The following is a 14470-nucleotide window of genomic DNA, read 5'->3' as shown; positions in this document are numbered from 1 at the left end:
AACCACCGATACCAACATTCGTTGAAAGTATTAATCTAGGGGCTAGTTAAAACAGCCTCGTTCCATTCGTCGGCTCACATAACTGCTAAATGCATAATTCCCGAATAAAAGACCAACCCTGTCTTTGCGGATAACATTGTGCAAATGACCGGTTGGAAAAATCCGACAATTCATGACTGCCACACCTCATGAAGATGGAGCTAAACAGCCGTTATCGTCGCCCAAATTTAACATGTATCTGAACCCCATACGAATAGGGCTACTATGCTCCTGACGCATGAGTGTCTTGTCCGATACCTAGCCGTCTGTTCCATGCCTCATACACCATAGTTAAGTACAACGCCTTCTTCAGGCGACTGCGATTACTTTATGAAGGATCACTTTTCAAGGGCAGACCAACGGCACCCTCTCATCTCGTTGCTTGAAAGATCAAAAGCAGGCAAACACATAGTCAATTCACATCACAATAGACAGGAATTTAGCCCTGACAACCTTACCACCTCAAGCCAATATCTAACACCGAATGGGATCGCCTCATCACTGAAATCATATTCTGAACTATGGAGCGATGCGCTGTCTCCATTTCCAATAAACATGAACGCCCCCGGAACTTCCCGCAATATGAAGCCAAAGTCTTCAGCAGCCATTGTGGGTTCGAGATCGACCGTCACATACGTTTTAGGCGATGCCATCTCAGCAGCTTTGATGGCAATTGCTGTTTCTATTGGATGATTGATCGTCGGGGGATAAGGAATACATCCTTCTGGACGCAACGCTTCAATCCGCAGATCGAAACTGTTGGCGACTTGAAGACAAATGCGGTTGATTTCACGATGAATCACTTCAGCCACAGCATCAGAAAACGTTCGGATATTGCAGCGCATCTCAACAGTGTCAGGAATAATGTTCCACGCCTCGCCGCCATTTATGGAAGTGATAGAAATAACCGCAGGTGTAAGCGGATCGAGCTTTCGGGAAACAATGGTCTGCAATAACGTTATCAGGTAAGCGGCCGCTGTAATCGGATCCCGCCCACGGTGGGGTTGCGCTGCATGGGCGGCTTTGCCTTCAATTGTTATGAAAAGCGCGTCAGCCCCCGCCATCATTGCTCGCGGCGTGATACCGAACGACCCAATAGGCATTCCAGGCCAGTTATGCAAACCGAATGCTGATTTAACCGGATACCTTTCCAACAAGCCTGCGTCGATCATGGCTTTGGCGCCAGCCCCGCCCTCCTCGGCCGGCTGAAAACAGAATATGATTGTTCCGTCAAAATCACGTTTTTCCGCGAGCAATTTTGCAGCTCCCAGAAGCATGACGGTATGGCCATCGTGCCCACAGGCGTGCATCTTGCCCGTCGTTTGAGAACGGTGCTCTGCATTCGTCTTTTCCAGAAGAGGAAGGGCGTCCATATCAGCGCGAAGCAAAATCGACTTATCTTTACAGGTTGCCGGGCCCTTGTGACCGTGCAAAACACCAACTACTCCGCTCGGTGCGAGATCCCTCTCGATCTCGTCAAAGCCAAAGCGATGTAACTTTTCCTCAACGAACCCAGCGGTTAAAGGCAGATCGTACATGAGTTCTGGATTGCGGTGCAGATGATGGCGCCATTGAGTCAACTCCTCCACCAAATCAGGATGATCCGCTATCACATTTATAGACATGAATAGATACTCCCGGTATCAACCACCATATTGCTGTACCTGCGTATGTCTGGAGTTTCGTCCAGATCGGGAAACCCCACCGACACCGCTATGCGGCGTTTCAATCAGCAATCTATGACAACATCGACAAGCGGTGTTGCTTGGCAGAGCATGACGCGTCCACGCGCGAGGATCGGTTCCTCACCAATCAAATAATCAACCTTGCCTTCAACGATACGCTGCACACAGGATTGGCATTCCCCAGTGCGACATGAGAACGGCACATCAATTTCATGCGCGAGAGCGAGGTCGAGCAGAGTTCCGCTTTCCGGTTTCCACGTGAGCGTCTGGCCCGAAAGGGCAAATGTGACTGAACAAGGAGCGCGTGTGGCGACAGTTTGCGACGCAAAAAATGTGGGGCCACCGCTTTTTTGCTCAAACGCTTCTTTTTTGATGCTGCCAGGTAATGCGCCTAAAGCATTCAAACCTTCACATAATTCAGACATGAAACTATTAGGACCGCAAATATAAAAATCGGCTTTTGCGATAGGCGTCAATTGCTCAATGATACTGGCATTGAGCCGACCTTTATGATGACAATCATCGCTTATGCCCGGCCTTGAATAAGCTGTGAACAGACGAAGCGATGGATTAGCGTCTACCAGACGCTCTATATCCTCTTTGAAGGAATGGTGTTTCCCGCTCCGCGCCGCATGTACAAACCATATCTCGCGACCCGACTGCTCCCTTGCAAGTTTTTCGGCCATTGGCAAAAGCGGCGTTATCCCAACCCCTGCACTAATCAAGACAACCGGACGAAAAGGCTCGCTCTCCAAAACGAAATGTCCAGCCGGCGGCCCCAGCAACAATTCGTCGCCAATGTCTATCTCATCGTGAAGCATATCCGAAACACCGTTATTTCCGATCCGGCGCACCGTAATACGCAGTGAGTGAGTTTCCGGCGTACCCGAAATAGAATAGCAACGCTGACGAGCGGTCCTGTGACCGTCGTTCTTGGGGAGCGCGACGGTTACATACTGGCCTGGCGTCACGTGGCCAATTGGAGCGCTATCGCGTGGTTTCAAAACAAAAGACACCACATCAGCGCTTTCACGCTTGCGTTCGGCACACCAGAACTTGCGCTTGCCCGTCCATGCGGTGGGACGGGTATCCGCCCATATCCGAGATCTGGTAAAAGCAGCGGAACAATGAAAATAGATTTCCTCGGCAGATATGCTCAGCGCTCGTTTCTCACCCATATCATTGTTTGTTTCGCGATAGGCGCCATTCAACCTTACATTCTCGCATCTCCCCGGCTCCGCGGCCAGAACAGCACACTTGCCTGAATGGGGTATTGCTCTTCCTTGTGTACCATGACGGCCAGTCATATCGAGAAGGAAAGATTGTCGATTGGTGGTGTAGTCGGAATGCAGAGGCGCACCACCGACCAGTTCGATTACGATCTCACCGCTTTCGGTCTCATAAGCAAAGACGATGAAGGCCGCCTGGTCGATAAAGGACATAAAGCCGGGGCCTGCTATATTATAGGCCTTGGTCTGCACAATTGGGCTCGGTATCCCATAAAACTCTCGTAACCCAGCTTGAGCAAGACGATGCTCGGATTCGGTGTCTCGAACAATGGGTCCGCTCCCGTTCTCTATCTGCCATTTACGGTCACGCGCATATATATCCAACACATCGAGTGGCGGCTTCCGTTCGGTTGGATTGATCCAGAATCCACTCTTGCGAAATGCATCGCTCTGAATGAACTCCATTCTGGACGGCTTCAGCACCATGATACTCAAAGGACGATTGTCGTCGGCAGGAAACGCTGCGATATCGTCCTCACTTTGCGAGAAAGTGGCGTGGGCGATGACGTGCAGGTAAACATCCGTTTGCTTATTGAGCAGCACGAGCGCCACATTGGGATCGCTCAGTATGTTGCCGATAGTATCAAGTCGTTTATTCCCGACGTAATCAGGAAGCAGAAGGCTTCCATCCGCACGTATCCTGACAACACAAGGCTGACCGCCACGGGGAGAGACGTCCATCGCCCCCTCAGCACTGCGGGAAGCGATGAAAAGCAAAGTGGCTTTCTCAATAAAGGAGCGCTCAGTGTCGTTCATATTTGTGTTCTCCTTTTTCGGCTTCGATCGGCCTGTTCCCGACCGCGAGTAGCCAGCGCTCGTGTCAATCAGGCTACAGAGCTGCTTCGCCCACGCTGCGACGGTCGAAAAAATCTCGTCCGGGAACCGCATCCAGCAGACGCCGCGTATAATCGGCGCGCGGTCTTTCGAAGAGGTCCAATGCTTTAGCCTCTTCGACTACACTCCCTTTTTGCATGACCACGATGCGGTCAGCGATTTCCCTAGCGACCCTCAGATCATGCGTAATGAACAGCATAGTCAGCCCCATTTCCGCCTTCAGCTCGGACAAAAGCTTGAGGACTTGAGCCTGAACGGAAACGTCGAGCGCGGAGACGGCCTCGTCTGCAATCAAACAGACAGGCTCAAGCGCCAACGCGCGTGCAATACAGATTCTCTGCCGTTGCCCACCGGAGAACTCATGGGGATACCGATCCAGCGCATGCACTCCCAATCCCACTTTTTCCAGCCAATGCGTCGCGACAGACAGCGCCTTTGAACGAGGGGATCCGAACGCCATCGGGCCGCGTATAATGCTTTCGCCGACCTTCAATCTGGGGTCCAGTGAAGCATATGGATCCTGAAACACGATCTGTACCTTGCGCCTGAACTGGCGCAGATCTTCTCCACGCATTCTCTGCACGGGTGCACCGTCGAAAATAATCGAGCCATCATCCGGCTCGATCAAACGCAAGACCATTCGTGCGAGCGTGGACTTGCCTGAACCGCTTTCACCCACGACCGCCAATGTATCACCTTTGTTCAAAACCAAATTGAGATTATCTGCAGCGACAACGCGTCGAGGTGGTGCAAACATATCCTGTTTGGTCACGAATACCTTTTGCAGGCCATTGACCTGCAAAAGCGGCTGGCTTTTGCTCTCTACCGAACGCACCGATCCACGCCCCGGAACAGCGTCCAGCAAATCTCTTGTATATGAGTCATTAGGCGCATTCAGAATCGTGGCTGCCGGTCCCTGCTCAACGACTTTGCCATGACGAAGCACGACAACACGACTGGCTATATCGGCGACCACACCAATATCGTGCGTTATAAACAACACTCCCAAGTCGCGCTTTTTCTGCAGGTCGACGATCAAATCCAGTATCTGTCGCTGCGTCGTCACATCCAATGCGGTTGTCGGTTCATCCGCAATCAGCAGCTTCGGGTCATTGGCGAGCGCCATAGCAATCATCACGCGTTGACGCTGTCCGCCGGATAACTGGAATGGGTAAGCGGATAGAATCTGTTGGGGATCGGGCAAGCCAACCTGCCCAAACAGCTCCACAACCCGCGTACGGGCTTTATTCGAGGGCATCGACGTATGAACACAAACAGCTTCCGCGACCTGCGCCCCAACGCGCTGTAGAGGATTGAGTGCGGTCAGCGGTTCCTGAAACACCATTGCGATCCGGTTGCCTCGCAAGGTCCGCATATCCTTCGGCCCAAGGTCAAGCAGATCGCGGCCCTCAAACCTGATCTCGCCTTGCAGAGCCTTTACCTTGGTCGGAAGCAGGCCCAAGATCGCGTGGGCGGTCATCGATTTACCGGAGCCGCTCTCACCGACAAGACATACGATTTCGTTTTTGTTGAGGTTGAAACTAACGCCATCGACAGCATGGCTGCGATCAGCGCCCGTAGGCAGGCCGAGCACAAGGTTATGAATGGATAGCAACGGTTCGCTCATGCTCTGGATATCCTGGGATTGAGTGTATCGTTCAGCGCTTCCCCGACGAGATTGATTGCAACCACGGTTAAAAGGATTGCAACACCGGGAAAGACGCTCATCCACCACGCCTGTCGAATGACAGTTCGACCGGCTCCAATCATATAGCCCCAGCTCATCAGATTGGGATCGCCTAACCCCATGAAGGATAAGGCAGCCTCGATCAGGATCGCCGCCGCCACCGTTAGCGACGCGGCGACTATGATAGGCGAAACGGCATTTGGAAGAATATGCCGGACGACGACAGACAGCATAGACTGTCCCTGGCACCGGGCGGCTTGAACGAATTCACGTTGTGAGATCGTTTTCACCTGCGCTCTCGTCAGTCGCGCCAAAGGTGGCCAGCTAACCAAGCCAATCGCAAAGATGATTGTGGAGATCGAAGGAGTTAGAATAGCGACAAACAAGATTGCAAGCACGAAGCTCGGTATGGTCTGAAATATCTCCGTGAACCGCACAATAGCGGTATCGAGCATACCGCCACCATAACCGGCGACACAACCGAGTATTACTCCAATACCAAGTGCGGTTAGAGTGGAGGCCAATCCTATCAGAATGGAAACGCGTGCCCCATGTACGATGCCTGCTGCTACATCCCGCCCCAACGTGTCGGAGCCGAGGAGCATGCCGTTCTCTCCGGGCGCGCTGAAAGGCACACCAGCCATATCCCATGGCGAAGCCGGATAAAACCACGGTCCAACGACGGCGACCAGACAGATAAAGCCTAGGAGTATGAGGCCAACGAGGCCCGCTGGCCTACTCATGAATGTTCGTATGAAATCCCTCATAGCTTTTCTCCTATCGGCCGTTCACACGAGGATCGATAATCCGATGCAGAAAATCGGTCAGTAGATTGGTCGCGATAACCAGCATCGACATGATCAGAAACAAGCCTAGCAAAACGGGATAATCGCGCGCGGTCACCGCATCGTAGGTCAATCGCCCAAGACCTGGCCAAGAGAATACTGTTTCCACAACCACGGACCCACCGATCAGCGCGCCCGCTTGCAATCCCGCGAAAGTCACGACGGGAACGGCGGCGTTGCGCAACATATGGCGAGACAGGACTTGCGCCTCATTCAGACCTTTAGCACGTGCGGTTCGCACATGATCTTCGTGTGAAACTTCGATCAACGAGGAACGCATCAGTCGGATGTAGACGGCCATATAGATTGCGGCCAAGGTAACCACGGGAAGAATGGCGTGGCGCGCCACGTCAAACACATATTGACCCGTGGTGAAACTCGAAGCGCGAATATCCGCATAGCCAAATGCCGGTAGCCATTCGAGTTGAATCGAAAAGACCAGTACCAGCATCAGCCCGAGCCAAAAGACCGGCGTCGCATAAAGAAGCAATGAAACCAGCAAGATCGCAAGATCACCCCACGAACCATTCCGCTTTCCGGCGATTGCACCGAACAAGACGCCGCCAATCAACGAAAGGAAGAAAGCGGAAAGTGTAAGGAGCAAGGTTGGTCCCAACCGCTCGGCAATCAACTGACTGACGGCTGCCCGCTGCCGATAGGAGTAACCGAGATCGAATTGCAGAACCTTACCGACATAGGTAACAAGCTGGTTAAAAAACGGCTGATCGAGACCATAATCAGCTCGAATCTGCGCGATGAATTTAGCGTCCGCAGCGCCAGATTGACCGGCGATCACCGATGCGGGATCTCCCGGCGCTGAATGAATGACGGCGAAGTTTATTATCGCGATAACGAGGATCGTAACACGATCCCCGCCAGTTTCGCCAATAATCGGGAAAGAACGAACATTAGCTTGTCTTTAGAGTTTCTGTTGGCTTTTGGTGCGTGGAACCAAGCAATTGGTCGAGAACACCGAGAAATATTCCCGCTCCCTGGGGGATCAATTCATCTGGAAAATCATAATCCGGATTGTGGACCATGGGATGATCCATTCCCGAGCCTATAAACAGCAACGCCGATTTTGAACAAGAGCCGAACAATCCGAAGTCTTCCGCGCCCCTGATAGGCAGGTAATCCGTCACCCGGGACAATCCCATGCGTTCGACCGCATTGTCGAAAATCGCTGCGGCGTCCTGATCATTCACACAGGCTCTAAAGAAATTGTGTGTCGAATAATCCAGCGTCAGTCGTTCCTCGGCGGCAATCTTGCGCGCCATGTCGAGCGTTTCTTCCAGAAGCCCCATGACGGCGTCGCTTTCAGGCGTGCGAAGGGTCATGCGTATCTCTGCATTGCCCGGCGTGATGCCGAAAACGCGTTTACCCATTTCTACGCCAGTCACCGTCAGGCGCCTAAAGCCCGGTTCGACAGTCTCCCCGGCTTGAAGTCGTTGAAGGGCCGCGATGATACGCGACACCGCCATTGCTGGCGAAATGCCTGCTTCGGGCACGGAGGCGTGAGAAACCTTGCCCGTCAGCTTGATACACAGCCCCATCGACGCACAGGTGATTTGCCCCGGCGCTACTGCGATATGCCCCAGCGGCAAACCCGGCATGTTATGGATAGCGAAAGCATAGTCCGGCTTGATTGACGCAAACTTGGGATCGGCAATGACCGCCTCCGCACCATGTGCGGTTTCCTCTGCCGGCTGGAACAACAAAATGGCCCGACCGTGTAATGGCCACTTCCGGTGCAACTGACGGGCAACAGCTGCCATAATTGTCATGTGGCCATCGTGCCCGCACATATGCGCTTTTCCATCGTTGCGGGATTTGTAGGGAAGATCAGAGATTTCCTGGATCTGCAATGCATCAAGCTCGCAACGCAGTAACACCGCCGGCCCGCTTTGCTCACCTTCATAAACCAACGCCACACCGTGACCGCCCAATTCAGTTATCACCTGATCCGGTTTGGTGTCGGACAGAAAAGATACCACTTCTCGCGCTGTTTCGACTTCCTCACCCGACACTTCCGGAAACTGATGCAGCTTATGGCGCCAGTCACGCAAAACAGCGATTTCTTTATCGTCAATAGGGGATAACATTGACAACAGCCTTTCATCTGGTGGCCGCTTGCGACCACCCTCAATCTGGAATCATGTCGAGAACAACACTGCTGCGGTGTGTTCCGCTCTGGCTCTCAACGGGCGAGTGTAACGGTTAGCTCGAGGCGAAACTGACCGTACCGAAATTGGAATTGACGCCAGTGGCTGAGACCGCCACTTCCTTCAACCGATTATCATAAATCGTCGGGTATTTTTGTTCAGCCAGCCACAGGACGGGCATTTCTTCTACAAGAAGTTGTTGAACCTCGGTGTAATAGGCTTGGCGCTTTTCCGAATCCAGTTCCCCTGCCGCGGCCTCGAACAATTCGTCAACCTTCGGGTTAGAGTACCCAGAAGTATTGGAGAACATGACACCCTTGCGGATATTTGACGAGATATAGGTGCGGGCTACTCCGAGGGCGGGGTCGCCGTTTTGATAAAGCTGGTTGCCGCTGATATCGAAATCACCATTGCTGACGCTCTCAACCCAACCCGCCAGATCGTTGCTCTGCAACTCGACCTTGATACCTGCCTTGGCGAAAGACTGTCGCACATATTCCGCGATGCGGGTCCACGTCTCACCAGCGGGCACCATTGTGAACTTGAGCGAAACTCTCACGCCGTCCGAACCTGCCTTCAGACCCATTTCATCCAGCAGTTGCGTCGCCTTCGCGACCGATGGTTCGTAGGTCGGCACATCGGCGCTATAAAACCGCATCGAAGATGAAATTGGCCCCGTGGCCGCTTTCGCAAGCCCAAACAGGATGCGGTCGCGCACGAACTCCCGGTCGATCAGATGCATCAGCGCTTGCCTGAAACGCTTGTCGTTCATAGGTGGACGGCGACAGTTCAGTTCGATCCACAACATCGGCGAGAAATACTCGTAGCCGTCAGTCGTCATCTCAAGATGCGGCAGCGCGGCCAGACGCGCCACATCGAAGGGTTCAATGTCCTGCCACTGCGCCAACTGAGCATCACCCTGCTCCAATGAGACGCCACGCGACGCGGCATCGGGGATCACACGGTAATAGATTTCGCGCAGTTTCGGTTCGCCTTGACGATAATAGTCGTCCACCGCAGTCAAATGGATGTGTGAACCCCGCACCCATTCCGAGAAACGGAAAGGACCTGTGCCGATAGGAGATTGTTCTGCGCCAACCTTGCGATAATCCATTCCCTCAAGCTGATGACGCGGCAGCATTGGCGCTGAAGCTGTCTCGAATGCCATCAGAAACGCGGGAAAAGCCTTCTTGAGTGTGAAAATCACCGTGTAGTCGTCGGGCGCTTCAATGCTTGCGCAGCGGCCGAACACATCGCGCGCACGTGGATGAACCTCCGGCAGAAACGTCTTGCAGGAAAAGACAACGTCTGCAGATGTGAACGGCTGACCGTCGTGCCATTTCGCATTTTTTACGAGATGAAAGGTGTAGGTTAGACCATCCGGCGAAACATCCCATGAATCTGCCAGCAAAGGCTGTGGTGTCAAATCCCTCGAATAAGAAAGCAGGCCTTCATAGAGTTTTCCAGCTACCACGCCGGTGGGGGTCTGCTGGTTCAATCCAAGGTTCAAAATAGGCGGCTCGGGATAAACAATGGAAGTAAGCGTTTCGCCGTGCGCCTGGGCATAGGCATTGCCACCCGTCGCTGCACAGGCGATCGTTGCAGCCAAAAACAGATTAAACTCTCGCCGGTTCATGTTCCCTGTCATTTTATTTCTCCTATTGAACGGCTATTGAGACGTTGCGCCAAATCAAATGTCGGACGTGTTCTGCGCAACAGGTCTTATTTCGTCACCAACGGGCATTGCGAGTTGCCCAAGGGCTGGAATGCCTTGTCAGCAGAAACCGTCGCAAGCAACTTGTAGTAGTCCCAAGGCTCTTTGGATTCGTCCGGCTTTTTGACCTCAAACAGATACATATCGTGCATCATGCGACCGTCCGCACGGATGGAACCATTGTGGTAGAAAACGTCCTCGACCGGCAGTTCCCTCATCTTGGCAACCACCTGTTTGGTATCATCCGTACCGGCTTCCTTGACTGCCTTGAGATAGTGGAGCACGGATGAATAAACACCCGTCTGCAGCATGTTCGGCATTGCCTTTCTTTCCTCGAAAAAGCGCTGCGACCATGCACGTGTTTGTTCGTTCAAGTCCCAGTAGCTGGCCTCGACAATCGTCAAACCTTGTGCTTCTTCAAGACCCATTCCATGAATATCGTTGATGAACCCACCAAGCGTGGCGATCTTCTGGCCCGATTGGGTCAGCCCGAACTGCGCGGCCTGCTTAACAGAGTTGATCGTATCCGCACCGGCATTCGCCAGGGCTACCACGTTGGCGCCTGACCCCTGCGCCGTAAGAAGAGCTGACGCAAAATCCGCGGTCCCGATAGGCAGACGGATACTACCCACAACTTCACCGCCTCTCGCCTTGACGAGATCGCCTGTCTCCTTTTCCAGGCCGTGACCGAAGGCGTAATCGGCAGTGATAAAATACCAATTCTTCAGCCCCTGATCGACGAGAGCCTGACCTGTCGTATGCGCAACCGCATAAGTATCGTATGCCCAATGGACAACGTAAGGACCGCATGCATCATTCGTGATACGCAACGAACCGGGAGAACTCAGGACAATAAGCTTTTCCTTCTGCTTCGCGACTTCCAAAGCCGCAAGCGCCGGTGACGATGACGCGACATCGAGAATTGCATCAACCCCATCTTCGTCGAACCACTTTCGTGCGATCGCACCACCGATGTCAGCCTTGTTCTGGTGATCTGCTGAAACAATCTCGATTGGCATTCCCAAGACGGAACCACCAAACTCCGCAACAGCCATTTTCGCAGCGGTGACAGCACCCATGCCAGTAATGTCGGCATAGACACCACTCATATCCTCAATGAGCCCGATACGCACGACCTGATCGCTGATCCCATCTTTAGCGAAGACATTGGATGCCGCGAGTATTCCCGTCAGGAAGACCGCACCATTTGCCAGCTTCTTAAATCCATCAACGCGCATACTGTTCCTCCCATATTATTCTATTTATTAATCGGAAACACATATCGAAGTTGTTCGGATTTTCGTCGCAAGCTGCTCCGCCCGCTCCAAGGCCGCAATGTCAAGGCCCGTCGAATAGCCCTTATTCTCCAGATGATTGACCAGCAGCAATGTGCTCAGATTTCCAGCTGCTCCCGGTACGTATGGACATCCCCCAAGACCGCCAATAGCGCTGTCGAAAACACGAATACCGTGTTCCAGCGCAACATCGATGTTCTCAAGTGCTTGACCATACGTATCGTGAAAGTGGCAAGCGAGTTGTTGCGGTTGAAGTTTCTGGCCGACAACCGATAGCATCTTATGAACGCTATCTGGCGAAGCTCGCCCAATCGTATCCGCGAGAGAGATTTCGGTGCAGCCCAAATCCGCAAGTTTGCCCGCGATATCCGCGACCGCGTGCGGCTCAACAGCGCCTTCAAAGGGGCATTCAACGGCGCAGGACACGTATCCACGCAATCTCACGCCTCTGTTGCGCGCCAGATCAGCAACCGGCTGAAACCTCTTGATACTCTCATCTATTGAGCAGTTTATGTTCTTTCTGGCAAAGCTCCCCGAGGCGCTCGTAAATACCGCAAGTTCCTCGACACCTATCTCCAATGCGGCATGGGCGCCACGCTCATTTGGTGCCAACACCGACCGAACCAATCCTTCCGCCGGAGGCGTTTCAACCAATACAGCTTCATGATCCGCCATCTGCGGCACCCATTTCGGGGAAACGAAAGCCGTAACTTCCAGCCGCGTCAACCCCGTCGCACGCAGACAGGAAATAAGCTCCAGTTTCTCCTTCGTCGACACGATACGCTTTTCATTTTGCAAGCCATCGCGGGGGCCGACCTCAACTATCGTGACGTCAGCCATCAACTATCCTTTCCTCGCGCGGCAAAAGCCGCCAAGCTCTTCTTGGCTTCGTCACTGGTAAAGGTACGCTGCCCAATTCTGGCTTCCTCGCGGAAAGCATCGACGATAGGAAGATCCGGCAATGTTAGTGCCGCTTCCTTTATGGCCTGCACCGCAGTCGGATTGAAGCCGGCCAGACGTCGAGCCATATCAATAGCGGTTGCCTCAACCCTATCGGAAGGCTCGATACGATTGACGATCCCCCGTTCACGCATATCCGATGCAGAAAAGCGTTCCGCAGTGAGCATTATCTCCATCGCATGCGCATATCCGATCTGACGCACCAGACGGACCAGTGTGCCACCTGCCGGAACGAACCCGTGCCGGACCTCAGGAAGCTGAAACACGGCGTCCTGCGAAGCTATCCGTATGTCCGTAGCCAGCATGAGTTCAAAACCCGCGCCCATGCAAACACCTTGGACCGCGCTTACTATCGGCTTATTAAACCCCGCATATTTGATATGTGCCGGGTCCCAGGCCGAAATATCGAACCGATCAGATGCAAGAGCGGGAATCGATTCCTTGAGGTCCGCGCCTGCACAAAAGGCGCGCGTTCCCTCGCCACACAGAACTACCGAATGAATTTCCGTATCTGTATTGGCGCGCTGAAAAGCGGCGCCGAGATCGTCATACATCGACAGCGTCAATGAGTTGAGTTTTTCGGGCCGGTTAATCCGGATGATCGCAACGTGATCGTCCTTCGTGAAGTCGATCGTTCCCATCAGATTGCACCTTGATCTTTCAATCGGGCCACCTCTTCGGGCGAAACGCCTAGAAGTTCTGTCAGAATACGGGCGCTGTGTTCTCCGGGAGACGGAGCCTTCTCATACCGGATATTATCCATGCCGGAGAGCTTGATTGGCAGCCCAAACATTTTGACCAGCTGGTCCCCCATGGGAACGTCAACAATCATCTCACGCGCTGCAATATGAGGATCTTCGACAACCTCTGCGATGGTCTTGATTGCACTTAGGGGAACCCGGTCTCCCGCCATCTCCTCAAGTTGGGCTTTTGTGTATCGACTAAACCATTCATTGAGGAGCGGCTTGACGACTGCCTCCGAAATCTTTGGATCGAACCGCTTCTCCATTGTGTCGATTTGCGGGTCCCTGGCCTTTTCAGGCTGGCCGAACAGCTCACACGTGATGGACCAGAATTTATCTGTATAACCTCCAAAGAACACGTAACCGTCCTTGCAGGGAAACTGACCATAAGGGCTAACGAATGGATGATCATTACCCAGAGGCTCGGCCACTTCTTTTTGAGTCGTGTAGCGAACCACTGCATTTTCAGTCAGAGTCAGGATAGAATCTTGTTGCGATACGTCCACGACCTGACCCTTGCCGGTTTTTTCAGCTTCTCGCAGAGCTGCTACTGTCCCGATAGCGGCGTAAAGCGATGCAGCCAGATCGCCGATGATCGTGCCAACTCGTACGGGTGGCCGACCAGGATAACCATTCATAGACCACAAGCCACCCGCCGCCTGCCCTGTATTATCATATGCAGGCTTCGATGAGTTGGGACCCGACCGGCCGAAGCCGCTAATGGCGGTATAAACGAGCTTGGGGTTGATGGTGCCAAGCGTGTCGTACCCTAACCCCAACCTGTCCATGGTGCCGGGACGGAAGTTTTCGATCAATATGTCCGCCTGCTCAACCAATTGTTTGAGCAGGCGTTTTCCGTCTTCGGATTTCAAGTTGATCGACAAACCGAGTTTGTTGCGATTGTACTGTGAGAAGAAAGCGCTTAACTGCGCCTCCCCAGAAGAGACAAATGGTGGGAACGTCCGCGCATAATCCGGTTCGCTGGGATGCTCTATCTTGATAACTGTCGCGCCCATGTCCGCTAGGAGCATTGCACAAAACGGCCCCGCGACGACCCGTGTCACATCGAGAACGATTACCCCCGACAAAGGACCAGTCCTCTTAGCAAGAACAGGGCTGCTTTCTCGATCAGTATTCATTGGGGCCTCCATATCTGCCAGGCGCGTATCAAATTGGTCCCTGGCTCGTTGCACTTCGCATCATTTGCATGGATTCGT

The 14470-nt window shown here is 53.2% G+C and carries 11 protein-coding genes; all 11 read right to left on the bottom strand.

Features of this window, described 5'->3' with window-relative positions; all coding sequences use genetic code 11:
- Positions 1 to 461: 461 nt before the first annotated feature.
- Positions 462 to 1664 (bottom strand): amidohydrolase, encoded by a 1203-nt coding sequence (locus RI570_RS14365; RefSeq protein WP_313829227.1) that lies wholly within the window; start codon positions 1662 to 1664, stop codon positions 462 to 464.
- 104 nt (positions 1665 to 1768) lie between these two features.
- Complete coding sequence (locus tag RI570_RS14360; RefSeq protein ID WP_313829226.1) at positions 1769 to 3769, bottom strand: pyridoxamine 5'-phosphate oxidase family protein; 2001 nt, start codon at positions 3767 to 3769, stop codon at positions 1769 to 1771.
- A gap of 73 nt (positions 3770 to 3842) precedes the next feature.
- A complete protein-coding gene (locus tag RI570_RS14355; protein WP_313829225.1) occupies positions 3843 to 5474 on the bottom strand; it encodes an ABC transporter ATP-binding protein in 1632 nt (543 codons plus the stop codon).
- Positions 5471 to 6301 carry an ABC transporter permease gene (locus RI570_RS14350; protein WP_313829224.1) on the bottom strand — a complete coding sequence of 277 codons (831 nt, stop codon included), beginning with the start codon at positions 6299 to 6301 and terminating at the stop codon, positions 5471 to 5473. The genes RI570_RS14355 and RI570_RS14350 overlap by 4 nt, the downstream gene beginning before the upstream one ends.
- 10 nt (positions 6302 to 6311) lie before the next feature.
- A complete protein-coding gene (locus RI570_RS14345; RefSeq protein ID WP_313830053.1) occupies positions 6312 to 7223 on the bottom strand; it encodes an ABC transporter permease in 912 nt (303 codons plus the stop codon).
- 64 nt (positions 7224 to 7287) lie between these two features.
- A complete protein-coding gene (locus RI570_RS14340) occupies positions 7288 to 8481 on the bottom strand; it encodes an amidohydrolase (protein WP_313829222.1) in 1194 nt (397 codons plus the stop codon).
- Between the two features lie 115 nt (positions 8482 to 8596).
- Positions 8597 to 10189: an ABC transporter substrate-binding protein gene (locus RI570_RS14335; RefSeq protein ID WP_313829221.1), complete on the bottom strand. Its 1593-nt coding sequence runs from the start codon at positions 10187 to 10189 to the stop codon at positions 8597 to 8599.
- 74 nt (positions 10190 to 10263) lie between these two features.
- Positions 10264 to 11493 (bottom strand): ABC transporter substrate-binding protein, encoded by a 1230-nt coding sequence (locus RI570_RS14330; RefSeq protein WP_313829220.1) that lies wholly within the window; start codon positions 11491 to 11493, stop codon positions 10264 to 10266.
- Between the two features lie 27 nt (positions 11494 to 11520).
- Positions 11521 to 12390 (bottom strand): hydroxymethylglutaryl-CoA lyase, encoded by an 870-nt coding sequence (locus tag RI570_RS14325; RefSeq protein WP_313829218.1) that lies wholly within the window; start codon positions 12388 to 12390, stop codon positions 11521 to 11523.
- A complete protein-coding gene (locus RI570_RS14320) occupies positions 12390 to 13151 on the bottom strand; it encodes an enoyl-CoA hydratase/isomerase family protein (protein WP_313829217.1) in 762 nt (253 codons plus the stop codon). Before RI570_RS14320 ends, RI570_RS14325 begins: the two co-directional genes overlap by 1 nt.
- Positions 13151 to 14392 (bottom strand): CaiB/BaiF CoA-transferase family protein, encoded by a 1242-nt coding sequence (locus RI570_RS14315; protein WP_313829216.1) that lies wholly within the window; start codon positions 14390 to 14392, stop codon positions 13151 to 13153. Before RI570_RS14315 ends, RI570_RS14320 begins: the two co-directional genes overlap by 1 nt.
- Positions 14393 to 14470: the final 78 nt, after the last annotated feature.

Origin of the sequence: Brucella pseudogrignonensis (assembly GCF_032190615.1) — a bacterium.
Lineage (GTDB): Bacteria > Pseudomonadota > Alphaproteobacteria > Rhizobiales > Rhizobiaceae > Brucella > Brucella pseudogrignonensis_B.
The sequence above is the reverse complement of the archived record's forward strand: the minus strand, read 5'-3'. Positions and strand labels throughout refer to the sequence as shown.

Excerpts from the sequence above, each read along its gene's own strand:
- RI570_RS14365 (WP_313829227.1), bottom strand. The coding sequence starts at position 1,664 with ATGTCTATAAATGTGATAGCGGATCATCCTGATTTGGTGGAGGAGTTG.
- RI570_RS14360 (WP_313829226.1), bottom strand. The coding sequence starts at position 3,769 with ATGAACGACACTGAGCGCTCCTTTATTGAGAAAGCCACTTTGCTTTTC.
- RI570_RS14355 (WP_313829225.1), bottom strand. The coding sequence starts at position 5,474 with ATGAGCGAACCGTTGCTATCCATTCATAACCTTGTGCTCGGCCTGCCT.
- RI570_RS14350 (WP_313829224.1), bottom strand. The coding sequence starts at position 6,301 with ATGAGGGATTTCATACGAACATTCATGAGTAGGCCAGCGGGCCTCGTT.
- RI570_RS14340 (WP_313829222.1), bottom strand. The coding sequence starts at position 8,481 with ATGTTATCCCCTATTGACGATAAAGAAATCGCTGTTTTGCGTGACTGG.
- RI570_RS14335 (WP_313829221.1), bottom strand. The coding sequence starts at position 10,189 with ATGACAGGGAACATGAACCGGCGAGAGTTTAATCTGTTTTTGGCTGCA.
- RI570_RS14330 (WP_313829220.1), bottom strand. The coding sequence starts at position 11,493 with ATGCGCGTTGATGGATTTAAGAAGCTGGCAAATGGTGCGGTCTTCCTG.
- RI570_RS14325 (WP_313829218.1), bottom strand. The coding sequence starts at position 12,390 with ATGGCTGACGTCACGATAGTTGAGGTCGGCCCCCGCGATGGCTTGCAA.
- RI570_RS14320 (WP_313829217.1), bottom strand. The coding sequence starts at position 13,151 with ATGGGAACGATCGACTTCACGAAGGACGATCACGTTGCGATCATCCGG.
- RI570_RS14315 (WP_313829216.1), bottom strand. The coding sequence starts at position 14,392 with ATGAATACTGATCGAGAAAGCAGCCCTGTTCTTGCTAAGAGGACTGGT.